This window comes from Nonomuraea sp. NPDC048882 (assembly GCF_040649755.1).
GTDB lineage: Bacteria > Actinomycetota > Actinomycetes > Streptosporangiales > Streptosporangiaceae > Nonomuraea > Nonomuraea maheshkhaliensis.
This window is the reverse complement of the sequence record NZ_JBEZGB010000002.1, coordinates 477,930-502,007: the sequence shown is the minus strand read 5'-3', so window position 1 is coordinate 502,007 and position 24,078 is coordinate 477,930. Positions and strand designations below refer to the sequence as shown.

Here is a 24,078-nt window from a genome sequence, read left to right as displayed (position 1 = left end):
CTGTCTACCCCTAATCGCGCCGGAACACCAGAGTCGTACGCCCCAGAGTCACTCGCGTGCCGTTCTGAAGCTCGATCCTGCGTACCGGCTGGCCATTGACGAAAGTGCCGTTCGTCGATCCGAGATCCACGAGGGCCACCAGCTGGCCCTCGACACGTAGCTCCGCGTGATGCCGAGAGACGCCCGGATCGACTAGACGAAGATCGCAGTCCGTGCCCCTGCCGAGCAAGGTCACCGGAGTGGTGAGCTCGTAAGAGCGGTCACCCTGCGGATCGTCCTGGGTGGACACGAGCAGCCGAGGCCGCCCGTTGAACGCGTGCGGCCTCGACGGAGGCAGGTCGCTCGCCGGCTGGCGAATCTCGTCCTGCTCCACCGTTGCGCCACGGATGACCCCAGACCGGATGCGGAACAAGCCCACAGCCAGATCGCCTGCGGTTTCGAAACGGACCCGGACCGGTCCCACGAAAGAGTAGCCCTGTTCTTTGGCGTACTCCCTGGCGAGGTTGGCCAGCTCGTGGCTGATGCTGTCGGCGTAGACCTCAAGCCGTTCGCTGTCGGTCGTGGACAACTCAACCACGAAGTCGTTGGGCACGAGCGTGCGACCTTGGGCGACGATCGCCGCACGCTCATCCATCTCCCGCTGAACCGCGCTGGCGACCTCGACCGGCTGAAGGTCAGATTTGAACGCCCGCGCAAAGGCTCCCTCAACCAAGCCTTCGAGCCTTCGCTCGAAGCGCTGAAGGACTCCCACCGGGTACCTCCCTTCCTCCGTGCATATGATCGCGGCCCCCAGACGCTCCGGCGCCCGGTTTCCGCTCGTTCCCACGTCACGGCCTTCCAGACGCTCATCGGCTGTCGCGCCCAGCTCCTCCGCTCCCGTGTCTTATGCGATCGTATCCGGGTTCAGTACCAGTGACTGTTCCGTGCTACTGTTCTTTCCGCACCCACAAGGGCGGGTGGCGGAACGGCAGACGCGCACGGTTCAGGTCCGTGTGTCCGAAAGGACGTGAGGGTTCAAATCCCTCCTCGCCCACTCGGTGACTGGGGATCCTTGGTCGCCGACCTTTGGTCGGCTTTCCTTGGGTCCCCTCGTCATGTCTGACCGGGGGGTGACCCCCGGACCCCCAGTGTTTTCGCTTTGCTCCTGGGGCCGGAGGCCCCAGACCCCCATCACAACCCCGTTCGGGTTCCGGATTGGGTGGTTCTTTCCTTTTTGGGTTTGTTGGGTTCTAGCTGGTCTTGGGAGAGCTCTCGCGGCTTGAATGCCTGGCCCCCCGTCTGGGCGTCTTCGTCTATGTGCCGGTTGCTGGCTTCACCACCTTGGCGAAGGTTGGGGAGGGTGGCAAGAGGGTGCGTCTTTCTTTTCTGGCACCTGTTGGTAACGGCTGTGGGCGCCTTCGGAGCTTGAGCCCGGGTGGTTGCAAGGTGGTTTCTGGTTGCTTGCTGCCACCCGGGCATTTTGTGGGTTAGGTCACAATTAAGCGGCTCTGGTGTCCAGGAGTTCGCCCACCAGGTCGGTGAGGCTGACCATTCCTATGACGGTTCCCTCCTGATTCGTTACCAAGGCCAGGTGGGATCGCTGCTCCTGGAGGGTGGTCACCGCCTCCGGGACCTGGGTTGTGCAGGGCAGTTTGGGCAATGGTCTGGCTAGCTCTCCTGCCGTGCTTGCCGGGGTCAGCAGGGCGTCTCTTACGTGGAGTGCGTGGTCTATGCCTGTGGGGCTCTCCACCAGGAGGCGGAGGTGGGCGCTGCCTGCTGCTGTCTTTCTGATTTCCGCCGCTGTCGCTGTTGCCTTGACCTTGATCGCCCTGTCTATGGGGACCATGAGGCGTTCTATGCCCTCGTCGTCCAGGCGTAGGGCTCTGGTGAGGAGGTCGTGTTCGGCTCGGTCCAGGAGGCCCATTCGGCCTGATTCGCCTACCAGCAGGGCCAGTTGGCGGGGGGTTCTGGTCGTTGCCAGTTCGTTTTTTGGCTGGACGCCGAAGAGGTGGAGGATCAGGTTGGTCACCGCGTTCAGCGCTGAGAGCAGGGGGCGCATGGCCGTGGTGAAGGCTCTGAACGGGAAGGTGAGGATCAGGGCCGCGCGCTCGGGATGGGTGAGGGCCCAGCTCTTCGGGGCCATCTCGCCTACCACCATGTGGAGGAAGGTGACCAAGGCCAGGGCCAGGGTGAGGGCGATGGGGAGCCTCATCGCCTCGGGGATGCCGACCGCCGCGAAGACCGGCTCCAGATAGTGCTCGATCGCCGGCTCCGTCACCTGGCCGAGGCCCAGGGTGCAGAGGGTGATGCCCAGCTGGGCGCCGGCGAGCATGAGGGACAGCTGGCGGCTGCCGCCCGCCGCCGACTTGGCCGCCAGCCTGACCAGGCGGTTGCCGCCCGTCGCCATCTCCTCCAGACGGTGGCGTCTTGAGGAGACGAAGGCGAACTCCGCGGCCACGAACAGGGCGTTGAGCGCCAGCAGCGCGAGGCTGAGAACGATCATGGTCATCGGCGGGTCGCCTCCGCGTGCTGGATGGGAGTCAGGCGCACCCATTCGGGCACCCGGCGGTTCAGCGACATGACCGTCAGCTCGGCCTGGTGCTCCTGATCCTCTTCCGCGAACGGATCTGTGTTGTCCGGCGTGACCGGCACCGTTACCGTGTCGCCGGGGTTCGGCATTCGGCCCAGGCGGGCCAGCACCAGGCCGGCGAGGGTGTCGTAGTCGTCGCTCTCGGGCAGCGAGAGGCCCGTCGCGCGTTCGACCTCGTCGAGCCGGAGGGTGCCCGGCACCTCCCAGACGCCGCCCGGCTGCTCCACCGCTCCGGCGGGCTCCGGGTCGTTCTCGTCGACCAGCTCGCCCACCAGCTCCTCCGCCAGGTCCTCGATCGTGATGACGCCGGCCAGGCCGCCGTACTCGTCGATGACGAGGGCGATGTCGTCCTTCGCCACCCGCATCCGGTCGAGGACGGCGGGCAGCGGGACGGAGTCCGGCACCATGAGGGCGGGCCGGGTGATGCGGGCGACGTCGCCGGTCTCCAGGCCGGAGGCCAGCAGTTCGCGTACGCCCGTCACGCCCGCGACGTCGCCGTCCTCGCTCACCACCGGATAGCGGGAGTGGCCGCAGGTGCGCATGGCGTCGAGCAGGTCGGAGATGGGCTGTGAGCTGCGCAGGGCCACCACCCTGGGGCGGGGGACCATGATCTCCTCAGCCGTGCGGTCACCGAACTTCAGAGCCCGCTCCAGCAGGTCCGACAGCCGCGGCGGCAGCTCGCCCGCCTGCGTCGACTCCGCGATGATGCGGGAGAGCTCCTCGGGGGTGGCGCCGTGCTCCACCTCCTCCACCGGCTCGATGCCGACCCGCTTGAGCAGGCCCGTGGCGGCGGAGTCGAACAGCTTGACCACCGGGCCCACGACGGCGAGATACGCCAGCGTCGATCCGGCCAGGAACTTGGCCACCGGCTCCGGCCTGGCGATGCCCAGGTTCTTCGGGGCCAGCTCGCCGAAGACCATCTGCACGACCGTCGCCACGAAGACGCCGGCGGCCACGGAGACACCCGTGATCATGGCGTCGGGCAGGCCCGCGTCGGTCAGCCACGGCCGTACGATGACGGCGATCGCCGGCTCGGCCAGGAAGCCGACCAGCAGCGCCGTCACCGTGATGCCCAGCTGGGCGCCGGAGAGCATGAAGGACAAGCGGGAGGTCACTTGCAGCGCCTTCTCGGCGGCGGCGTCGCCGGCGGCGGCCTGCTCACGCAGCAGGGAGCGGTCGGCGGCGACGAAGGCGAACTCCTGGGCGACGAAATAGCCGGTCGCCGCGGTGAGGAGCAGGAGGGCCAGCAGCCCGAGATAGGCGCTCACCGGAGTGAGCCCTCAGGGGAACCCGTGCCTGAGCACGGGCGAAGATCCCACGGGTCCGGATCGGACACGATCATCCCTTCGATAGACGTCGTCCATAACCGTAACGACGCTGTCGGCATCTATGTTTCCGCAGTGACTCTCAGCTAGTTCCGCGTACTTTTCCGTGGGAAAACCTTGCCGGAACGTCTTCACTGCTGAGGGGTTCGACGTAGCGTTTATGACAAAGCGAAGGGAAGTAGGCGAAGTGACTGAGGACGACCGTACGCGGGCGATGCGCTCACCAGGCGACGGCCGCCCGCTGCCACCACGGCCCGGTGACGTGCCGCGTTCCGGTGGCGCGCCCGCGCATCGCATGCCCGGAGCAGGCCCAGTGGGAGGGCCCGTGGGAGGGCCCGTGGGAGGGCCTGCCGGAGGTGCCGCGGCGCCCACGCACAAGCTTCCCGTCGCCGGCTCCCCCGGGGCCCAGTCCGGGGCCCAGTCTGGGGCCCAGTCCGGGGCCCAGTCCGGGGCCCAGCCGGGCTCCCAGGAGCCTTCCGCGCCGGGGTCGCGGTCGCGGGTCTACGGGCGTGCGCGGTCCGGCCGGAGCCCGGTCAAGCCGTTCGGGTCGCGGAGCGAATCCGGCGAGTCCGACGAGCAGGCTCCGAGACGGCCGCGCAGGAAGATCTCCTGGAAGCTCATCGTGGGAGGCGTGGCCGGGTTACTGGTTCTGCTGCTGGTGGCCGCGATCGGCATGTTCTTCTACATCGACTCCCGGCTGGCCGGCATCGACGGCGTGCTCGACGACTACGAGGGGCGCCCGGCCGACACCCCCGGCACCAACTGGCTGCTGGTGGGCTCCGACAGCCGCAAGGGGCTGAGCGCGGCCCAGCGCAAGAAGCTCGCCACCGGGCGGGCCGCCGGGCAGCGCACCGACTCGATGATGTTGCTGCACATCCCCGAGGGCAGCGACAAGCCGACGCTGGTCAGCCTGCCGCGCGACTCCGCCGTCACCATCCCGGGCAGGGGCCGCGACAAGCTCAACTCGGCGTACGCGCTGGGCGGTCCCAAGCTGCTGGTCCGCACCGTGGAGACGGTGACGGGGGTGCACGTCGACAACTACATGGAGATCGGCTTCGCGGGCTTCGTGGACATCGTGGACGCCGTCGGCGGCGTCGAGATCAACGTACGCGCGGCCGTCAACGACCCCAAGGCGGGGCTCAAGCTGAAGAAGGGCCCCCAGGTGCTCACCGGCTCCCAGGCCCTCGGCTACGTGCGCACCCGCAAGGGCGGCGCGCTGCCCGACTTCGAGCGCACCAAGCGGCAGCGGCAGTTCCTCGGCGCGGTCGTGAAGAAGGCCGCCAGCCCCGGCGTGCTGATCAACCCGTTCACCTCGATCCCGCTGGCGTTGAGCGCCACCGACGCGGTCGAGGTCGACTCCAGCACGGGAGCGTTCAACATGCTCTCCCTGGGGCTGGCCATGGGCGACAGCCCGGTGACCACGGTGGTGCCGTTCGGCGGCAACGAGACGGTCCCGAGCGGCGGCACGGCCGTCAAGTGGGATCGCACCAAGGCGCTGGCGCTGTTCAACGCGCTGAAGGAGGACAAGCCGGTGCCGAAGGAGATCGTGGACGCCGGATGAGCCCTCGTCAGGGGCCCGCGCTTCGCGACTAACCTCCTGACCATGAGCATTTCCGACAAGCTTCATGCCATTGGGCGGCCCCTGCTCCAGGACCAGCTCGCGCATCCGACCGTGGCCGGGATCGGGCGTGGCGACCTGCCGGAGCAGGTGTTCCGGTCGTGGCTGGAGCAGGACTACCTGTTCCTGCTGGACTATGTACGGGTCTTCGCCCGGCTGGCCTGGCAGGCGCCCGACGGGCATCTCGGCGACCTGGTGGATCTGGCGCACGCCACCTACCACGACGAGCTGAGCCTGCACCGGTCTATGTCGGCGGGGTTCGGGGCCGATCTGGAGGGGGCGGTGAAGGGCCCCGCGTGCGCGGCGTACACGACGTTCCTGCTGGAGTCGGCGGCGTCGTACGGGGAGGGGCTGGTGGCTCTTTATCCGTGCATGTGGGGATATTCGAGTCTCGGGCGGATATTGGCGGAGAATCCGCCTGCTGAGCCGAGATATCGGGCCTGGGTGGACACGTACGCGGACCCGGGGTTCGTGACGCTGACCGAGCGCATCGCGAGCATGATCGACGAAGTGGATCCGGACCCGGCGCGGGCGGAGGCCCTGTTCAGGACGGGAATGGCGCATGAACTGGCCTTCTGGGACGTGCCGTAGAACAGTCGGTGGCGCGTCGTAGTCTGGGGGCATGCCCGAACTTCCCGAGGTGGAGTCGCTCACCCACTTCCTGCGCGAGCGGGCGGTGGGCCGCACGGTCCTGGGGGTCGACGTGGTCGCCTTCCAGGCGCTCAAGACGTTCGATCCGCCGGTCAGTGCGCTCGGCGGGCTGACCGTCACCGGCGTGACCAGGCACGGCAAGTTCCTCGACCTCGACTGCGACGGTCTGCATCTGGTCATCCATCTCGCCCGCGCGGGGTGGCTGCGCTGGCGTGACGACCTGTCGGGGGCCAAGCCGGTGCGGCCGGGCAAGGGGCCGCTGGCCGTGCGGGTGCGGCTGGCGCCCGACGACGAGGGCCTGGCGCCGGGGTTCGAGCTGACCGAGGCGGGGACGCAGAAGCGTCTCGCCGTCTATGTCACGAAAAGTCCGGACCAAGTGCCCGGCGTCGCCGCCCTCGGCCCCGACCCCCTCGCCGACTCCTTCACGGTTGAGGCGCTCAAGCGCATCGTGAGCGGCAACCGCACCCAGATCAAGGGGCTGCTGCGCGACCAGAAGGTCATCGCCGGCATCGGCAACGCCTACTCCGACGAGGTGCTGCACGCCGCCAAGATGTCCCCGTTCAAGATCGCCGCGAGCCTGACGGACGCCCAGATCGCCGACCTGCACGAGGCCATCGTCACCACGCTGGCCGACGCGGTCGAGCGGGCCCACGGGCTGGCGGCCAAGGACCTGAAGGCGGAGAAGAAGTCGGGGCTGCGCGTGCACAACCGGGCGGGGCAGCCGTGCGACGTGTGCGGCGACACGATCAGGGAGGTCTCGTTCGCCGACTCCTCGCTCCAGTACTGCCCCACGTGCCAGACAGGCGGCAAGCCGCTGGCCGACCGCCGCCTGTCCAAACTTCTCAAATAGCCGGTTCGGACCGGCCCCTCCTGGCCGCGTGCCCCGATGGCTTCACGCGGCGCTGAGGGCGCAGTCTCTCGTTCGCGTACGCAGGCCGCTCACGGCGACGAGCGCGCCCAGCAGCGTGGCCGTGACGGGCACCAGCAGCGCCGTCCGCATCGCGGCCAGCCCGGCCTCGGGGTCTGTGGCTCCGCCCAGGGCGGCCACGTTGACCGCGGTCACCATCGACAGGCCCAGCGCCGCCCCGAACTGGAACGAGGAGTTGATCAGCCCGCCCGCCAGCCCCTGCTCGTGCTCGGCGACGCCGTCCGTGGCCACGATGGTCACCGGGCCGTAGACGAAGGCGAACATCAGGCCGATGAGCAGCATGGAGGGCAGCATGGCCGCGTACGTCCAGTCGAGCCCCACCCCGAGGAACAACGCGTAGGCCAGCAGGCCCGACAGCAGGCCGCCGAGCACGACCCTGGCGCTGCCGTACCGGTTGACCAGCCAGGGCGTGAGCACCGGGGCGAGCACCACGTCGATGGCCGCCGCCAGCAGGGCCAGGCCGGTCTGCACGGTCGACCATCCGCGCAGCTCCTGGAGGTAGAGCGTGACCAGGAACTGGAAGCCGAAGAACGAGGCCGTGAGCAGGGCGGCCATCACGTTGGCCCGGATCAGCGGCGCCGAGCGCAGCAGGCCGAGCCGGACGAGCGGGCTGGCCGACCGGCGCTCGACGGCGGTGAACGCCGCCACCAGCGCGAGCCCGCCGGCGAAGGCCGCCACCGTGAGGGGCCAGCCGTCGGCCGGGTGCTCAAGACGTACGACGCCGTACGCCAGCAGCATCATCGCGCCCGTGATCGTCACCGCGCCCAGCACGTCGAACCCGCCGGCCGCCGGCCGGTGCTCCCTGGCCGGCTCCCTGATCAGGGGGACGGCGGCGATCAGGATGAGCAGCGACATCAGCACGGGCGCGAAGAACACCCAGCGCCAGCCGATCGCGGTCAGCAGCCCGCCGGCCACGAGCCCGAGCGCGAAGCCGCCCGCCGCCGTGCCCGCGTAGATGAGCAGGGCCTTGTTGCGCAGCCGGCCCTCGGGAAAGGTCGTGGTGATCAGCGAGAGCCCGGCCGGCGTCAGGAACGCGGCGGCCACCCCCGTGACGAACCTGGCCAGCAGCAGCACCCACCCCTCGTTCGCGAAACCGCCGAGTCCCGAGAAGACCAGGAACACCACCAGCCAGAGCAGGAACATCCGCCGCCGTCCCAGCAGGTCGGCCGCCCGGCCGCCGAGCAGCATGAAACCGCCGTAGCCGAGCACGTACGCGCTCACGACCCCGCTCAGCATGCCCGTGGACAGCCCCAGATCGGCCCTGATGGCCGGCAGGGCGATGTTCAGCATGGCCACGTCGATGCCCTCAAGGAAGATGGCGCCGCACAGAACGATCAGCACGCCCCACGATCGGGCAGGAACAGACATCGCAAGACCCCCGGTTACTTTTCTGCATATCGGTTATCTCTTGTAACCGTCCTCATCATGGGTCAGCATGAAAGACGATGGAAGACGGCACTTTCGAATCACTCGGTTACCGCGAAGGCACCATGGACGACTACGACGTTTGGCAGTGGGACACCCGGGAGGACTGTGAGGTCAGGCAGATCCTCGACCGCATCGCGGACAAGTGGTCGCTGCTGGTCATCGCCCTGCTCGACTGCCAGAGCCTGCGCTTCACCCAGTTGCGCCGCGAGATCGACGGCGTCAGCCAGCGCATGCTCAGCGTCACCCTGCGCCAGCTCGAACGCGACGGCCTGGTCAGCCGCACGGTCCACCCCGTGGTGCCGCCCCGGGTGGACTACGCGCTGACGCCGCTCGGCCGTACGCTGCACGAGACCATCAAGTCCCTGGTCACGTGGACCGAGGCGCATCAACAGGAGATCGCCGCGGCGCGTGCCGCCTACGACGCGCGGCGCGAGATGATGGAGTCATGACCGTTCCCGAGATCGAGGCGGGCGCCGTTCCCGCCGATGCCTACCTGCTCGACGTCCGCGAGCAGGACGAATGGGTGGCGGGCCACGCGCCGCAGGCCGTCCACATCCCCATGACCCAGATTCAGGGCCGGGTCGACGAGGTCCCCGCCGACACGACCGTCTACGTCGTCTGCCGCGTGGGCGGCCGGTCGATGCAGGTCGCGGCCTGGCTCAACCAGCTCGGGCGCGAAGCGATCAACGTCGGCGGCGGCATGCAGTCGTGGGAGTTCTCCCGCCGGCCGATGGTGAGCGAGACGGGACAACAGCCGTTCGTCGCCTGAATCGGTAACAAGGCCCCCACTATGGCGGTTCTGCCGTCATTAAGGCATGATGAGGGCGCAAATTACATATCGTCGCGGGAGCTCGGGGTGCCGGGCTGAGAGGGCAGCCACATCTGCTGCCGACCGCCGGAACCTGTCCGGATAATGCCGGCGTAGGGAGTGTGCGATGTCGCACGGCGTCGAAGAAGTCCCCCTGACCCTCGAAGGCGAAGCGCCGAAGACTCTGGGCGTGCTCGATCAGGGTGCGCTCTGGGCGAATCTCGGAGTGAGCCTCCTCGGCTTCTCCGGCGCCCTGTTCCTGATCAACCCGCTGGGCGATGCCCCGCTCACCCTGGGCGCCGCGCTCGTGGCCACGGTGGTGGGCAGCCTGATCGGCACCGCCATGGTGGGCCTGTCGGCCATTCCCGGCACCCGTACGGGGCAGCCGGCCATGGTGCTGCTGCGCGGCCTGTTCGGCGCCAGGATCTCCTACGTGCCGACGGTGCTGAACATCGTCCAGATGCTCGGCTGGGGCGCCTTCGAGCTCTGGGTGATCGCCAAGGGTGCCACGGCGATCTTCGGCTCGGTGCCGTACCAGGCGTGGGTGATCGTGGCCGGGATGCTGACCACCGCGCTGACCATCTGGCCGCTCGGCTCGATCCGGCTGCTGCGCCGGTACGTCACCGTCGGTGTGATCATCGCGATGGTCTGGTTCACGGTGTTCTTCCTGCGTGAGGCGCCCCCGCAGACCGGCGGGACGTGGACCGCCTTCCCCGCCGCGGTCGACTACGTGATCGCATTGTCGGTGTCCTGGGTGCCCATGGCCGCGGACTTCGCCCGCCACTCGCGCTCCAGCAGGGCCGCCTTCACCGGCGTGGTCGGCGGCTACACCCTGGCCCAGGTCGCCTGCCTCGGGCTCGGCGTCTACGCGGTGGCGCTGGCGGGCGTCGCCGCGGTGCAGGCCGACGGGACCGCGGTGTTCGGCCCGTTCGTGGCGATGCCGCTGGGCGCGCTGTTCTTCGGCATCCTGGTCCTGCGCGAGACCGACCAGTCCTTCGCCAACGTCTACTCGACCACGATGTCGCTGCAGAACGTGCTGCCGCGGATGGACCGGCGCGTCTTCTCCGTGCTCATCGGCGTGCTCACCGTGGTGATCGCGCTGCTGGTGGACGTCACGTCCTACGGCGCGTTCCTGGGCGTGATCGGGGCCGTGTTCGTGCCGATGTTCGCCGTGCTGGCCGTGGACTACTTCGTGCTGCGCCGCGGCGCCGGCTGGAACACCGCGGAGGACGCGCCCTCACGCTGGTCGATGGTGGTGCCGTGGGCGCTCGGCTTCGTGGCCTACTGGCTGACCACCTCGACGCCGACGGTCGAGGCGTGGGACGGGATCTGGGCGAGCCTGCGCGAGGCCATCGGCTTCACCCGGCAGACGTGGATGAACGGCGCGCTCGGCGGGGCCTTGGTGGCCGCGCTCGTCACGCTGCTCATCGGCCTGGCGCTGCGCCGGCCCGCTGTTCGACGTTGAGCAGGTGCTGCTTGGCGACGGGCCCACCCGCGTAGTCGCCGAGCGCGCCGTCCTCGCGCACCACCCGGTGGCAGGGCACGATCACGCAGACGGGGTTGGAGGACAGCGCGTTGCCGATCGCGCGCAGCGCGCGCGGCCGGCCGATGCTCTGGCCGATCTCCTCCAGCGTCGTGGTCGTGCCGTAGGGGACGGCCATCGTCTTCTGCAGCACCGTACGCGCGAACGGCGTCGCCAGCGCCAGATCCACCGGCAGCGTGAACGCGCGCAGCCGCCCGGAGAAGTAGGCGTCCAGCTCTCTGCGTACCGGGTCCAGCCGCCTCGCCTCGGGCCCGATGAAGCTGCCCACATGCCTGCTGACCAGCTCGAAGACGTCGTTTTCCGCCTCGAAGCTGCACGCCGCGACACCCTTGCCCGTCACGGCCAGCACCAATCGGCCCACGGCGCCGTCATAGGTGCCGAAAGCGATGTCAGGCGGCGTATCACCTCGATAGGTGCTAGAGGTCACACGCAGCAGGGCATCGAGATCGTTGCTCGACATACCCTCAACCTCCACCCGCCGGAATCACCGTGACCGCAGCGTATCGGACGGATCGCCCGACGCACCCACCGCGCCACGTGCACTATGGAGGAGTGGGGGACGAATGGGCCGGTAGTGACGATGAGATCGCTCGCGCGGCGCTTGACAGCTCGCCCAACGCCGTCGTGGCGCTCGACAGGGACCAGAGCGTCCTGGTGTGGAACGCCGCCGCCGAGCGCGTGTTCGGCTGGGCGGCCGAGGAGGTGCTCGGGCGCAGGGCGCCGATCGTGCCCGACGAGCTGACCGCGGAGCACAACGCCGTGCTGGAGCGCGTACGCACCGGGGAGCCGGTGTCGCTGCGCACCAAGCGGCTGCACAACGACGGCGCCCTGCTCGACCTGCGCGTCGACATCAGCGCGCTGCGGCTGGGCAGCGCCGTGGGCGGCTACGTGTGCGTCTACCACCCGGCGCAGGCCGACGAGCTGGCCAGGAACCGGATGGCGCGCCGGGCCAGGCTCGTGCGCCGGCTCACCGACGTGGTCGGCGACATCAACTCCGAGCTGGAGCTGTCGGCCGTGCTCGACCGGATCTCGGCCAACCTCACCGAGCTGACCGGGGCGGACGCCGGCGGGTTCGTGCTCATCGAGGGTGACCGGCTGCGGCTGGTGAGCACGTACCAGCTGCCCGACTCGATCAGAGGCACCACCACCGACCTGCGTACGAGCCTGGTGGACCGGCTCTTACGCACCGGCAAGACCGTCATGCTGGAGTCCGACGGGCTCGACGACCTGGTGTGGGCCCAGCTGCGCGGCCTGCACACGGTCGCGCTGGGACTGGCCGCCGTGGGCGGGCGGCCGTACGGCGCGCTGTACGCGCTGTTCGCCCGGCGCAACCCCGGCCACCTGGAGCTGGAGCTGCTGGAACTGCTGGCCGGGCACGCGGGCATCGCCGTCGGCAACGCGGTGGCCTACCAGGAGGCGGTGCGACAGCGGGCGCACGAGCGGGCCGTGTTCGACGCCAGCGCCGACGGCATCGCCGTGCTCGACCAGGACGGCCTGGTGGTGCGCTGGAACCCGGCCGCGGCCGGCCTGACCGCGCTGGCCCCCGAGTCCGTCATCGGCGCGCCGCCCCCGTTCCCGCTGCCCAAGCCCGGCGAGAAGGTCACCTTCCAGATGGAGAACGGCAGGTGGCTGGACGTGGTGAGCGCGCAGATCGAGGAGACGGGCGAGGTGGTCGTCGACTTCCGCGACGTCACCTCGGCCAAGGAGCTGGAGGAGGCCAAGGACCTCTTCCTGGCCACGACCAGCCACGAGCTGCGGACGCCGATCACGATCGTGCGGGGCTTCGCCAGCACGCTGGACGCGCGCTGGGACAAGATGGCCGACGCCGAGCGCCGCGCCGCCGTGCACACGATCGCCGAGCGCTCCAGGTCGCTGGGCGAGCTCATGGACCACCTGCTGCTGGGGGCCAGGGCGGGGGCCGAGGAGCTCAAGGTGCGGATCGAGGAGGTCGATCTGGCCGAGCGGATCGACGCGGCCACGCTGGGCCTGCCGGCGCTGTCGGACAAGCACCGCGTGGAGGTGGACATCGCCCGGGGGTTGCCGCACGTGCTCGGTGATCCCCTGGCCACGGACATCATTCTCGGTCAGCTCTTGGAGAACGCCTTCAAGTACTCGCCGAAGGGCGGGCTCATCAGCGTGGCCGCCTGGCCGGACGGTGAGAACGTGGTCGTCGTCGTGGACGACGAGGGCGTCGGTATCGCCCCTGGTGACCGGGAGCGGATCTTTGAGCGCTTCGTCCAGGTGGACAGCGGCGACCGGAGACGGTTTGGTGGAGTGGGGCTCGGTCTCTACATCGTCCGCAGTCTCGCGCGCGCACAGGGAGGAGATGTGAGCGCTCATCCGCGACGGGAAGGGGGCACCAGGATGCGACTCGTGCTGCGATGCGCTTCCCCTATCGGATCCGACACACCGATGCGGTAACGAGGTGGTCACGGTTGAGCTGATCTATCGTCCAATGAGTACAAGCTGTGATCGCAATGCGGTTTCTGGGATCGAGTAACGGGGCATTTCGGTCGTACCGGGGAGTGTTCCCGCGGGGGGCACAGGTAACGGGGAGGTGGGTGTGTCAAGCGTGGTGCTGCTGCCGTACGCGCCGTCCAGCGTCGCCGTCGCCCGCCAGCGTCTGAGCACAGATCTGCAGGACAGTGGGGTCTTCACCGCCGCGATCGACGACGCGGTGCTCGTGGTGAGCGAGTTGCTGAGCAACGCGCTGCGTCACGCGCATCCGCTTCCGTCCGGCATGGTGAGAGTGGCGTGGCTGCGAAGCGACGAACACGTAGAGGTGGCGGTGAGCGACGGAGGTGCGGCGACCGAGCCGCGCGCGGGCCGCCCGACCCTGTCATCGCTCGGGGGCCGGGGGCTCGGCATCGTGGAATACGTGGCGGAGAGCTGGGGGGTCAGGCACGACGGTGACACGACGACGGTCTGGGCCATCCTGCCCGCCCCCAGCCAGACGGTGAACGGGCAGGTGGCGGCACTCAGAGAGGCCGGCTAGCGAGCACCCCGCGCTCGCCTGTGGCCCACGCCGTGGAGACGAGCAGATAGAGCCCGGCGGCCAGGGGGAGCACCAGCGCGGCCAGCACGGAGCCGTACGGCATCAACCGCATGATCTTCCGCATCACCTCGGGCTGCCCGCCCGCGATCTCGCCTTGCCTGGCGGCGTTCGCCGCGATCTGCCGTGAAGACCACCATGCCACCGCCGCGACCAGCACGATGACCAGTATGAAGACCGAAAACGGCAGGCTGACCAGACCGTAATTGGCCACAATGCCCGCCACCTGCTGACCCAGCGGAGCCCCCAGCAACGAATGACCGGCCAGTGCGGTCGGATGCGTGGCGACCCGGAACATCAGCCACATGAACGGCAACTGCGCCAGCATCGGCAGAATCCCGGCGAACGGTGAGCTGCCCTCCTTCGCGTAGAGGGCGTTGAGCTCCTTGGCCAGGCGCTCGGGATTGCGGCTCCAGCGCTTGCCCAGCTCCTGCTGCTTGGGTGCGAGCCGTTCACGGATCTTCGTCGTGCGGGCCTGGCGCACGTTCAGCGGGAGCAGAAGCAGCCGTACGGCCAGAGTGAACAGCACGATGCCGAGGGCGGCACTGCCGCCGGACATGCCGATGACGAACGTGACAAGAGAATCGATCATGAGCCCTGTTTTCTCGTAGGTGTCTCGTGGACTCGTGCAGAGTCGAGGGCTCACCCGTACGAGGGAGCCCCGCTTGACGGGAAGCGGGGCACGCCTAAGGAGCTCGTGGACGCGAGCGACCGGCCGCGTCAGGATCGCGCTGCCGCTGGAAGGCGGTGCGGCGCGCGTAGGACAGCGGGAAGCCCGGTGGCTCTCCGCCGAGGACGGGCAGCAGCGTGGCCGCCCACATGGCCAGCAGCAGGATCGCCATCATGGTGATCCCGACCAGCCACGGATCGAACAGGAACTGCATCAGTGTGAGCGGGAGGACTTGCTCACGACGGTGACCGCGATGAAGGCGACGAGGGCGATCACGCCGACGATCAGGGCCAGCTTGACCAGGCCTACCAGCATCGGCAGGAGGAAGTTGAAGAGCACGAAGAGACCCAGGAGAGTCCCGACGACGAGCATGACGACTTTACCCATGAGGCAACCGTACGTCCTCGGCGGATGATCTGCGAGGCTTACGAAGCAACGACGCGGATGATCGGCGAGGCCCGCGCGCCGATGACCTCGCGAGGCTTACGAACCGGTGACGTGAACGCGGCTTCCCTGGGTTGTGGCCGTACGGTGAAGTGGTGAACACGCGCATCCTGGTGGTGGACGACGATCCCACGGTCTCCGAGGTCGTGGCGCGCTATCTGGAGCGCGACGGGCACGAGGTCGAGTGCGTCGGCGACGGCGCCGAGGCGCTGCGCAGGGCGCTGGCGCACCCGCCGGACCTCATGGTGCTCGACCTGATGCTGCCCAAGATCGACGGGCTGCAAGTGTGCAGGAAGCTCAGGGAACGCTGGCCCGTGCCGGTGATCATGCTGACCGCGCTGGGCGAGGAGATCGACCGGGTGGTCGGGCTGGAGACCGGGGCCGACGACTACGTGACCAAGCCGTTCAGCCCGCGCGAGCTGGCGCTGCGGGTGCAGTCGGTGCTGCGGCGGGCGCGCGGGGCCTCCGTCACCGGCGGCACCGGCGTGCTGCGTGACGGGGACCTGGTCGTGGACGTGGGCGCCCACGAGGCCCGGCTGCGGGGCGGCGAGGTGATGCTGACGGCCAGGGAGTTCGATCTGCTCGCCTACCTCATGCGCAACCCCCGGCAGGCGTTCAGCCGGTCGGCGCTGCTCAACCAGGTGTGGGGCTGGTCGTTCGGCGACTCGTCCACCGTGACCGTCCACGTGCGGCGGCTGCGGGAGAAGATCGAGCCCGATCCGACCGAGCCGCGAAGGATCGTCACGGTGTGGGGGGTCGGATACCGGTACGAGCCGTTGGAGGGCTCCTGATGCTCGGTCCGCGTGCGGCGGTCGCCCCGGCCGTGGCGGCCGGGGAGCTGCCGATGGTCGTGGCGGTCACCGCCGGGTTCGGGCTGCTGATCGCGCTGGCCGGCATCTGGGTGATGTGGCGGCTGCGCACCAGGTCGATCGGGGTGATGCTGGCCGTGGTCGTGGTGGTCGCGGTGGCGGCCACACTGGCAGGCGTCGTGGCGATCATCCAGAAGATGATCATCGAGGGGGAGATCAAGGACTTCGTGCTCAGCGTCGTCGCCGTGGGCGGGCTCGTGGGATTGGGGGTGGCGTTCGTGCTGGCCAAGCGGGTGGTCGGGGAGAGCAAGAGGCTGATGGACGCCGTACGCGACCTGCCGTTCGTGGCGCCCCAGGGGCTGCCGGCCGAGCTCCAGACGATCGCCAACACCCTTGAGGAGGCGTACGCGCGGGAGCGGGCCCTGGAGGAGGCCAGGCGGGAGCTGGTGGCGTGGGTGAGCCACGACCTGCGTACGCCGCTGGCCGGGATGCGGGCCATGGCCGAGGCGCTGGAGGACGGCGTGGTGTCCGACCCCGAGACGGTCGCCCGCTACCACGGGCAGATCAAGCTGGAGGTCGAGCGGCTGTCGGGCATGGTGGACGACCTGTTCGAGCTGTCCAGGATCCACGCGGGGGCGCTGCGGCTCTCGCGGGCCAGGATCGGGCTCGCCGACCTCGTCGCCGACACCCTGGCCGGCGCCGAGCCGCTCGCCAGGGCCAAGGGCGTGCTCCTCACCGCCGAGGCGTCGGCGGCCGTGCCCGTGGAGGCCGACGCGGGGGCCCTGGGGCGGGCCCTGGGGAACCTGGTGGTCAACGCCATCAGGCACACGCCGTCCGACCGCGGCGTGGTGCTCAGGGCCGGGGTGGACGACGAGGGCATGGCCTGCCTGTCGGTCACCGACTGCTGCGGCGGCATTCCCGAGGAGGACCTGCCCCGGGTGTTCGAGGTGGCTTTCCGGGGGGAGGCCGCACGTACCCCTACCGCCGATGGCGGGGCCGGGCTGGGGCTCGCCATCGCGCAAGGGATCGTGGAGGCGCACGACGGGATGATCGGCGTGGTCAACGACGGGCCGGGGTGCCGGTTCGAGATCCGGCTGCCCCAGATCGGCGGCTGACCACCGGTCAGACGTTCTCCTGGAGGTCGCGGGTCGCACCGAACGACTCCGACATGGCGCGAAATGTCGGGCACGGCCAGCGCCACATGCAGCTCCGGCAGCGCAGGATCGGATGCGCGGTGTCACTCGTGATCCCGCCCGCGTCACGCGGCTGGTGCAGGTCGAGCAGCCTGAGCCCGAGCTCGGAGAACCTGAGCAGCTCGGTGCGGGCCCCGCCGAGGAAGTCGAGGTCCTCGATCCCGAGCCGGGTGCTGATCGGCACGTAGCCCTCGTGGTTCACCAGGCCGCGCAGGCGGTCGGCTTCGTCATGCCATGGCGTCGCCTTCTCTGTGTTGATGAGGATGGCCTCCAGACGTTCTCGGAGCCCCTGACGCTGAGGATCTTCGGGTTTCTCTGCGTTCATCGATGCGGGGCCCGTCGGTCGCGCCCCAGCCCCTCCCTCGCCGCGAAGATGTGCCGCTTCCGGTGTCACGCTGTCAAGCTTCGCGTACTCTCCGTTTTCATGGAGCCCAAACGGAGGACAAAAACCTGTGGTTCCCCTATCGGCGTGACAACGTGACCGGAAGCCATCGCCCCGCTAGCCTGCCCATGTGGAGCTCAAGGTCTCGACTCGATCACATGCCGGGTGCGCGCTCGTCGCCATCACCGGAGAAATCGACCTCTATACGGCGCCCCACCTGCAGTCCGAGTTCACTCGGCTGCTGCAGGACGGGCCCAGCCGGGTGGTCATCGACATGTCCGCCGTGGATTTCTGCGACTCCACGGGGATGAACGTGCTGCTTTCGGCACTCAAACGCATGAAAGAGCAGGGCGGGTCGCTCGAAGTCGCCGCGCCGCGTCCTGCCGTACGCAAGATTCTGCAGGTCACCGGGCTCGACTCGGTGTTCACCGTGCATGATGAGGTGCCGCAGGAATTCCTCATCGCCGAGGGATCATGACCGGATCGGCGGGCGCGGGTCGCGGCCGCTCCAGGGTCCCGCGGTCGGCGGGCGTGGAGCGCGGTCGTTCCGAGGTCCCGCGGTCGGAGCGCGGCCGTTCCGGGGTCCCGCGATCGGCGAGTGCGGAGCGCGTCCGTTCCGAGATCTCGTGCAAGGGAGGTGAGGGCTCGTGAGCGGCGACACCGCCGTCGTCATCCCGGCCGCCAACGAGGCCGATCGCATCGCCTCGACGGTCAAGGCCGCCGCGGCCCTGCCCGGCGTCGATCTCGTCGTGGTTGTCGACGACGGCTCGTCCGACCAGACCGGACGGGTGGCGCGCGCGGCCGGAGCCCGGGTGGTGCGGCACAGCCGAAACCGGGGCAAGGCCGCGGCGATGGAGACCGGAGCCGAGGCCGTGCGCCTCCTCGACGAGGACGCCGAGCCGCGCCATCTCCTCTTCCTCGACGCCGACCTGGGCGAGACCGCCCAGGCCGCGGCCCCGCTCATCGAGCCCGTACGCGCGGGCACCGCCGACATGACGATCGCGGTGTTCAGCACACGGGTGAAGCTCGGGGGCCACGGCTTAGTCGTACGCCTGTCGAAAGAGGGCATCCGCCGGGCCACCGGCTTCGACGCCGCCCAGCCGCTCAACGGGCAGCGCTGCCTCACCAGGGCCGCCTTCGAGGCGGCCAGGCCGCTGGCCCACGGGTTCGGCGTCGAGACGGCGCTGACGATCGACCTGCTGCGCAGGGGATACCGGATCACCGAGGTCGAGGTGGAGATGGCCCATCGGGCGACGGGCACCGACTGGCGGGCTCAGCTCCACCGGGCCAAGCAGTTGCGGGACGTGGCGCGGGCGCTGGCCGCACGGGAGCATCTGGTCGCCCACAACCTCGACAAGCTGCTGCGTCCCAAACGCTGACCCTGTCGCGCCGAGGGCCCTGTGATCTAGACTCACCGGCCATGACAGACCTGGACGAGCAGGGCCGTCCCGAACCTCCCATCGCCGCCGACGAGACCGGGATCCTGCTGGGCTTCCTGGAATTCCAGCGCGCGACCTTCGCATGGAAGTGCGGCGGGCTGGACCGGGCCGCCCTGAAGGCGACCGTCGGGGCGTCGACGATGACGCTGGGCGGCATGCTCAAGCATCTGGCGTACGTGGAGGACTACTGGTTCTCCCGGACGCTGCACGATCGCGAGGGGCAGCCGCTGTGGAGCACGGTCGACTGGAAGGCCGACGTCGACTGGGACTGGCACTCGGCCGCCGACGACTCCCCCGAGGAGATCTACGCGCTCTGGGACGATTCGGTGTCCCGCTCGCGGGCGGCCGTGGAGGAGGCGCTGGCGGGCGGGGGCGGCATGGGCCAGCTCGCCCAGCGCACCCGGTCGGACGGGACGGCGCCGAGCCTGCGGTGGCTCGTGGTGCACATGATCGAGGAGTACGCGCGCCACAACGGCCACGCCGACCTCATCAGGGAGTCGGTGGACGGGCTCGTCGGCGAGTAGCCGGCCGCCGGCCCCCTCCTGCCCCGGACGGACTTCTTCGGGTGTTGACGGCCTCTTCCGAGGGTTCGGCCACCTGGCCGAGGGTTCAGGAGGAGGCCTGCTCACCGGTCTCGGCCGCGCCGGCCGGGTGAGGCTCAGGAACTCCCGGACGCGGCCCGCCACAGCCGGCCTGCTGAGGCTCATGTGTTCCCGGGCGCCGGCCGCCACACGAGAGCGCGCCGCGAACCGTCGGGGGCCACGCCCATCCGGTGATCTCGCCCCGCGCGTTGACGGAATCGGCCATCGTGGCGGTGCCGGTCGCCGGGTCCGGGATCGGACTCTTTGTCTGAGCGCCTGAGCCGGATCCACCGGAAGATGGGCGACGGATCCACAGGAGTGCACGGAACCCGCTCGTAGTCATCCACAGGTTGGGCCGTTATCCACAGGCGAGCCAGGTCTGGCGGTGACCCTTCCGCGAGTGTGCTGGAATTTCCCGGTGACTTCGGAGACGTGGCAGGAAAGGGTCAGAGACCGGCTCGCCGGGCCGGCCATGGCGGCGATCGGCATGGCGGCGATCGGCGTCTCGATCCTGCTGACGATCATCATCGGCCTCATGGGCCCGTCACCGATGGTCCCCGCCCTGCCAGGGCCGGCCTGGCACCCGCCCTACTCGCTCGCCCTCGCCCCTGACCCCCACCTGGTGGTCATCCTCGCGACCGCCGCCCTCATCCTCGGCGGCCTCGGCCTCCTCACAGCCCTGTACGCGACAAGATCTCCCGCCCACCTGCCGACCCCCCGTGTCCAACCACAAGGGAAGGCCCGCTCCCTACCGCAAGGGAAAGGCCGTTCCCAACCACAAGGGAAAGTCGGGTCCCAAGCCGCAGGCCGACAACGGATCGGGGTGTTCTCCGGTGGGGCCCAGACACTGGTGCTCATCGGCTGCACGGCCGCCGCGATCCTGGCCTTCCTGCCGCCCTCCGGTTCCGGCGACCACCTCAACTACGCCGCGTACGGCCGCATGGTGACACTGGGCCTCAGCCCCTACACCCACGGAGCGGCCGACCTGCCCGGCGACCCGATCGCCGACGCCGTGGAAAATCCATGGCGAGAGGAGCCCAGCGTCTACGGCCCGGTGGCCACCGCCCTGCAAGCGGTGGCGAGCTGGATCGGCGGCGACTCGCTCCGGCTGACGATCTTCGTTCTGGCCCTGTTCAACGCCGCCGCCTTCATCGCGACAGCCCTGCTCATCGACCGCTTCACCAGAGCCGACCCGGCCAGACGCCTGCGCGGAGCCCTGCTGTGGACGGTCAACCCGCTGCTGCTCTACCAGTTGGTGGCGGGCATGCACGTCGACACCCTCGCCATCGCCTGCATGGTCGCCGCACTTCTGGCTAGGGCCCGGCCGGTCGGCTCCGGCGTCCTGCTCGGCCTGGGCGTGGCGATCAAGGTCAACGCGGGCCTCGTGGCGCTGGGCCCGGCCTGGGAGCTGCGGCGCCGCCCCGCCCGGCTGGCGGTCATGGCGGGGTGCGCGGTCGCGGTGGTGGCGGTGGGATACGCGATCGTCGGGCCGGACGCGTTCGAGCCGATGACTCGTACGAGCAAGTCCATCTCGCACGTCTCGTTCTGGAAGCTCGTCCAGGGGTGGTTGCAGTCGATCGTGGGCCTGGGCAGCGCCTACCGGGGGGAGATCCAGATCGGCTCGCTCCTACTGCTCGCCCTCATCGCCTGGTCCCTCCTCCGCCACCACGCCCCCGCCCACCCAGACTCCCTCCCGCCCACCGGCGCTTACCGCACGGGCTCCCTCGCGCAGGGCCCTCATCCTTCCCCCAGCGGGGGGCTGGAGGCGCCGGTGGTGGCGGTCGGGCTGATGGTGGCCTACCTGTTCGCGACGCCGTACATCCTGCCCTGGTACGACGGGCTGGCCTTCGGGTTGCTGGCCCTGGTCGGGGTTTCGGCGCTCGACGGGTTCGTGGTCGCGCACCTGCTGGTCCTGTCGCTGGCCTACCTCCCCGCGAGGGTGGACGGGCAGCCCGACGACCTGCTGTGGCTCAGGGAGGTGGTCAGGCCTCAGCTCGCCTGGGCTCTGCTGGCTCTGACCGTGGCGCTGGTGGTGTGGGCTTGGAGAGTTGCAGGGCGCGAACGCACGCCGCCAGCGTTAGCGGAACGGCCACGGTCAACGCCATAGCGGGGATGGCGATGCCCGAGTCGTTCATCAGGAAGCCGACGAAGGCGGACGTCAGGGCCCCGAAGAGGCCGGCTCTGAGCGTCGGGGCCAGGCGGTAGGCCTGGCCGAGGGCGGGGGCTCCCCAGCGCGAAGGACGGGCCAGTACCAGGAACAGGAAGGCCAGAGCGACCAGCGAAAGGAGCGTCAGTGACCAGTTCCCCACGGTTACGCCGATCATGGCGCCGAACTTGCGGCCGACCACGGTCCACGCCTGCCCGTCGATGACCTGCTGGACGAAGGTGCCCAGATGGGTGCGTTCCGCGTCGGGCCGCAACCAGTCGAACACGGAAAGGGCGCCCACCAACGCCACCCCGGCCAGGCCCACGAGCGCGAGCCGGAACAGGGAAACTCGCTTGCCCGACAGCAGGATCAGGAAGACGGCCAGACCGATCACGAACGCCGGCACCCCACCGAAGTCCGCACCCCAGGAGGGCCATCCGTCCGCGAACACCGCGAATCCCCCGTACAGACCACACAAAACCACGACCAGGACCCTGGGCAGCCCCCGGCGCAGCAACCACTGAGCCACCCCCGCGAGCCCCAGAACGGTGCCCGTGGCGTAGATGGCGAAGGCGATGTTGCTGAAGCCGTAGAAGCGGCCTCCGGTCACAGGCTCGTAACCGGACACGGCATTGACCTGCAGTTTCGAGCCGGTCATGACATCGAGGAGGAGGGCGACCGAGGTGACGGCGGAGACGACGGTGAGCGGGCCGAGCACGTCCGCACGCCACGGACCGGCGAAGGCGGCGGCGGTGATGAGCCCGGCGATGGCCAGGATCGTCACGATCACCGACACCATCGGCACGGGCAGGCTCCACCAGGGCACGAGCTGGGCCAGGAAGGTGGAGACGGCGATGGCGCCGCTGACGACCGCGACGATCTGCACGGAGACGAGAAGCTTGGACGTGCTCGCATGCGGCCGGCCACCTCCCCCGAGCTCGCCCGCGGAGGCGTCCACGTCATCATCCCCTGCCCGAGCGGCGGTGCCGTCCGCGTCACTTCCGTCCTGTGCCGCGCGATCCGGGGTGGACGCAGGCTGGGTCCGCGGGACGGGCTCGGAGGCCGGTACGGCTGAAGCTCGCGAGGAGTCCGCTTCTTGGACGAGGGGTGATGAGGCGTGGGCGGGGCTGGAGGGGGCGGCGCCGTCAGCGGTGGTACGGCGGCGGCGGAGGGCCAGGGCGGCGAAGGCGTAGAAGAGGAGCTGGATCGTGACGAAGACGGCGAAGAACGGGCCGCGTACCTCACGCAGGACCTGGCTGGCGAGGTCCTCGTCGGCGAGCTCGCTCACCGTGCCGGACGGCGTCGCAGGAGCCGCGCCGCCGGGGCGCCACGGGCGGCCGACCACCGCACGCTGGGCGGGCAGGCCCAGGAGGTCGATGGCGGTGGCGGTCAGGTCGGTGATGGCGACGAGGCCGTCCTGGCGGGTGGAGGTGGCGGTGAGGAAGCCGTGCGGGTACGGCCGGCCGTCCGGGGCGGGGCCGGTGGCGATGGCGACGTGGAGGTGGGCGTTCGGGGTCACGTCGGAGATGCCGGCCACCAGGACGGTGGTGTCGGTGGGGAGCCGCCCGAGCAGGGCGCCGATCTGCTGGTCCGCGCGTTTCGTCGCCTCCTGGCGAGTGGCGGGGGCGAGGGAGGCCGGGACTCCGTACTCGTCGAGCGGCTGCTTCGCCCAGGCGTTCGCGAGGTCGGCGGCTTCCAGGACGATCAGGTTGTACGGGGCGGGGTCGCCGAGGTCAGCAGGGGTGGGGGCGTATTTAGCGATATTTCCGGACTTGTCGGCTGCGGCCAGTGCGGCACCCGGGCCGATGGCGGCGACCTTACCGCCGCCGTCCGTCACGAGTTGCCCCAGCGTGCCCAGCTGCGCGTTGTAACCGGTCTCCGCCTGGTGCGCGGCCAGAGCACTCCAGCCGGGCACCGTGGCGCCACCCTGCGGGGTGGGCTCGGGCTGTGGAGGTGCCGGGCAGCCCTTGCTCGCCGTACCGGCCCGCTGACCTGCCGATACGGTCAGCCACCCGGCGATGGGGCAGGTGATGCCACGGTCAGGCGGCGGCACGGCACGGGTCGAGAGCGAGGCCGAAGCGCCTTGGTCGACGAGACGCCACAGGTTGGGGGTCCTGGCCTCGTCCAGGTCGCTCCACTCCAGTCCCGGCACGCCGACGATGACCACCCGCCCGGCGACCGCGGCCTGCGCCTGAGCCGTACTGGGGCCGGAAGAGGAAGTGACGACGGCGGGAAGCCCGGGGGACGCGACTGAGGCGGCGGACGCGGAGGAGCCGACAACGGAGGAGCCGACAACGGAGGAGCTGACAACGGAGGAGCTGACAACGGAGGAGCTGACGGCGGAGGAGCCAGCAGCGGAAGCGATGAGGGCGGCCGAGGCGGCGGAGGAGGCGACGAGTCCGGAGGGGGTAGCCGAGGCGGCGGAGGAGTCGGAGATGGAAGGGGCGCCCGAGACAGCGGATTTGGGTGCGTTGCCCGCGTGCGCGCCTGAA

At 69.7% G+C, this 24,078-nt stretch carries 23 protein-coding genes, 1 tRNA gene and 1 riboswitch; of the genes, 15 read left to right on the top strand and 9 right to left on the bottom strand.

Translation table 11 applies throughout. The features are described from left to right. Positions 1-10: 10 nt before the first annotated feature. Positions 11-751, bottom strand: a complete 741-nt coding sequence (locus AB0C27_RS07545) for a DUF3662 and FHA domain-containing protein (protein ID WP_106247387.1) — start codon at positions 749-751, stop codon at positions 11-13. A gap of 199 nt (positions 752-950) precedes the next feature. On the opposite strand from AB0C27_RS07545, the gene AB0C27_RS07540 reads away from it, so the two are divergent. Next, positions 951-1,033 (top strand) — tRNA-Leu (locus AB0C27_RS07540). A gap of 444 nt (positions 1,034-1,477) precedes the next feature. Here the strand turns inward: AB0C27_RS07540 and AB0C27_RS07535 are convergent. Both AB0C27_RS07535 and AB0C27_RS07530 read right to left on the bottom strand, forming a co-directional pair. Beyond that, on the bottom strand, positions 1,478-2,488 hold the full coding sequence (locus AB0C27_RS07535; protein WP_357839301.1) for a hemolysin family protein: 1,011 nt from the start codon (positions 2,486-2,488) through the stop codon (positions 1,478-1,480). After that, entirely contained in the window at positions 2,485-3,837 is a 1,353-nt protein-coding gene (locus AB0C27_RS07530) for a hemolysin family protein (RefSeq protein WP_357839298.1), read from the bottom strand. Before AB0C27_RS07530 ends, AB0C27_RS07535 begins: the two co-directional genes overlap by 4 nt. A gap of 688 nt (positions 3,838-4,525) precedes the next feature. On the opposite strand from AB0C27_RS07530, the gene AB0C27_RS07525 reads away from it, so the two are divergent. Genes AB0C27_RS07525 through AB0C27_RS07515 form a run of 3 tightly spaced genes read left to right on the top strand, consistent with a single transcriptional unit; the run spans position 4,526 to position 7,013 of the window. Further along, positions 4,526-5,455 carry an LCP family protein gene (locus AB0C27_RS07525; RefSeq protein WP_357839295.1) on the top strand — a complete coding sequence of 310 codons (930 nt, stop codon included), beginning with the start codon at positions 4,526-4,528 and terminating at the stop codon, positions 5,453-5,455. 42 nt (positions 5,456-5,497) lie between these two features. Further along, positions 5,498-6,103: a TenA family protein gene (locus AB0C27_RS07520; protein ID WP_357839292.1), complete on the top strand. Its 606-nt coding sequence runs from the start codon at positions 5,498-5,500 to the stop codon at positions 6,101-6,103. Positions 6,104-6,134: 31 nt separating this feature from the next. Beyond that, the gene (locus AB0C27_RS07515; RefSeq protein WP_357839289.1) at positions 6,135-7,013 is read left to right on the top strand and encodes a DNA-formamidopyrimidine glycosylase family protein; all 879 of its coding nucleotides are present in this window, start codon (positions 6,135-6,137) and stop codon (positions 7,011-7,013) included. Positions 7,014-7,055: 42 nt separating this feature from the next. Here AB0C27_RS07515 and AB0C27_RS07510 read toward each other — a convergent pair whose 3' ends face one another. After that, positions 7,056-8,459, bottom strand: a complete 1,404-nt coding sequence (locus AB0C27_RS07510) for an MFS transporter (protein WP_357839286.1) — start codon at positions 8,457-8,459, stop codon at positions 7,056-7,058. A gap of 77 nt (positions 8,460-8,536) precedes the next feature. On the opposite strand from AB0C27_RS07510, the gene AB0C27_RS07505 reads away from it, so the two are divergent. From AB0C27_RS07505 to AB0C27_RS07495, 3 genes are all read left to right on the top strand, one after another. After that, positions 8,537-8,968: a helix-turn-helix domain-containing protein gene (locus AB0C27_RS07505; protein WP_346102144.1), complete on the top strand. Its 432-nt coding sequence runs from the start codon at positions 8,537-8,539 to the stop codon at positions 8,966-8,968. Continuing rightward, positions 8,965-9,288: a rhodanese-like domain-containing protein gene (locus tag AB0C27_RS07500; RefSeq protein WP_357839282.1), complete on the top strand. Its 324-nt coding sequence runs from the start codon at positions 8,965-8,967 to the stop codon at positions 9,286-9,288. Before AB0C27_RS07505 ends, AB0C27_RS07500 begins: the two co-directional genes overlap by 4 nt. Positions 9,289-9,352: 64 nt before the next feature. After that, positions 9,353-9,465, top strand: a riboswitch (TPP riboswitch). Next, positions 9,455-10,792, top strand: coding sequence for a cytosine permease (locus AB0C27_RS07495; RefSeq protein ID WP_357839279.1), 1,338 nt, complete (start codon positions 9,455-9,457; stop codon positions 10,790-10,792). Its footprint overlaps the riboswitch before it by 11 nt. Here the strand turns inward: AB0C27_RS07495 and AB0C27_RS07490 are convergent. Further along, on the bottom strand, positions 10,752-11,231 hold the full coding sequence (locus tag AB0C27_RS07490) for a methylated-DNA--[protein]-cysteine S-methyltransferase (RefSeq protein WP_357839276.1): 480 nt from the start codon (positions 11,229-11,231) through the stop codon (positions 10,752-10,754). The genes AB0C27_RS07495 and AB0C27_RS07490 overlap by 41 nt on opposite strands. A 191-nt stretch (positions 11,232-11,422) precedes the next feature. Between AB0C27_RS07490 and AB0C27_RS07485 the strand changes: the two genes are divergently transcribed. Beyond that, positions 11,423-13,291: a PAS domain S-box protein gene (locus tag AB0C27_RS07485; RefSeq protein ID WP_357839273.1), complete on the top strand. Its 1,869-nt coding sequence runs from the start codon at positions 11,423-11,425 to the stop codon at positions 13,289-13,291. Between the two features lie 142 nt (positions 13,292-13,433). Further along, positions 13,434-13,865: an ATP-binding protein gene (locus AB0C27_RS07480; protein ID WP_357839270.1), complete on the top strand. Its 432-nt coding sequence runs from the start codon at positions 13,434-13,436 to the stop codon at positions 13,863-13,865. Here the strand turns inward: AB0C27_RS07480 and yidC are convergent. From yidC to AB0C27_RS07465, 3 genes are all read right to left on the bottom strand, one after another. Further along, complete coding sequence (gene yidC, locus AB0C27_RS07475; protein ID WP_357839268.1) at positions 13,849-14,514, bottom strand: membrane protein insertase YidC; 666 nt, start codon at positions 14,512-14,514, stop codon at positions 13,849-13,851. The two genes, AB0C27_RS07480 and yidC, sit on opposite strands and share 17 nt — an antisense overlap. Before the next feature lie 94 nt (positions 14,515-14,608). After that, positions 14,609-14,806, bottom strand: coding sequence for a DUF6412 domain-containing protein (locus tag AB0C27_RS07470; protein ID WP_357839265.1), 198 nt, complete (start codon positions 14,804-14,806; stop codon positions 14,609-14,611). After that, positions 14,806-14,979, bottom strand: a complete 174-nt coding sequence (locus AB0C27_RS07465; protein ID WP_181308202.1) for a hypothetical protein — start codon at positions 14,977-14,979, stop codon at positions 14,806-14,808. The genes AB0C27_RS07470 and AB0C27_RS07465 overlap by 1 nt, the downstream gene beginning before the upstream one ends. 152 nt (positions 14,980-15,131) lie before the next feature. On the opposite strand from AB0C27_RS07465, the gene AB0C27_RS07460 reads away from it, so the two are divergent. Both AB0C27_RS07460 and AB0C27_RS07455 read left to right on the top strand, forming a co-directional pair. Beyond that, positions 15,132-15,827: a response regulator transcription factor gene (locus tag AB0C27_RS07460; RefSeq protein ID WP_346102159.1), complete on the top strand. Its 696-nt coding sequence runs from the start codon at positions 15,132-15,134 to the stop codon at positions 15,825-15,827. After that, on the top strand, positions 15,827-16,960 hold the full coding sequence (locus AB0C27_RS07455) for a HAMP domain-containing sensor histidine kinase (RefSeq protein WP_357839260.1): 1,134 nt from the start codon (positions 15,827-15,829) through the stop codon (positions 16,958-16,960). The genes AB0C27_RS07460 and AB0C27_RS07455 overlap by 1 nt, the downstream gene beginning before the upstream one ends. A 7-nt stretch (positions 16,961-16,967) precedes the next feature. Here AB0C27_RS07455 and AB0C27_RS07450 read toward each other — a convergent pair whose 3' ends face one another. Next, complete coding sequence (locus AB0C27_RS07450; protein ID WP_357839258.1) at positions 16,968-17,363, bottom strand: hypothetical protein; 396 nt, start codon at positions 17,361-17,363, stop codon at positions 16,968-16,970. A 187-nt stretch (positions 17,364-17,550) separates the two neighbouring features. Here AB0C27_RS07450 and AB0C27_RS07445 point away from each other — a divergent pair, with 187 nt between their 5' ends. From AB0C27_RS07445 to mptB, 4 genes are all read left to right on the top strand, one after another. Beyond that, positions 17,551-17,898, top strand: coding sequence for an STAS domain-containing protein (locus tag AB0C27_RS07445; protein ID WP_106247413.1), 348 nt, complete (start codon positions 17,551-17,553; stop codon positions 17,896-17,898). 169 nt (positions 17,899-18,067) lie between these two features. After that, positions 18,068-18,799, top strand: coding sequence for a glycosyltransferase (locus AB0C27_RS07440; RefSeq protein ID WP_357839254.1), 732 nt, complete (start codon positions 18,068-18,070; stop codon positions 18,797-18,799). A 41-nt stretch (positions 18,800-18,840) separates the two neighbouring features. Continuing rightward, positions 18,841-19,383 (top strand): DinB family protein, encoded by a 543-nt coding sequence (locus tag AB0C27_RS07435; protein ID WP_357839252.1) that lies wholly within the window; start codon positions 18,841-18,843, stop codon positions 19,381-19,383. 475 nt (positions 19,384-19,858) lie between these two features. Next, positions 19,859-21,547, top strand: a complete 1,689-nt coding sequence (mptB, locus tag AB0C27_RS07430) for a polyprenol phosphomannose-dependent alpha 1,6 mannosyltransferase MptB (protein WP_357839249.1) — start codon at positions 19,859-19,861, stop codon at positions 21,545-21,547. The last annotated feature ends 2,531 nt before the right edge of the window (positions 21,548-24,078 follow it).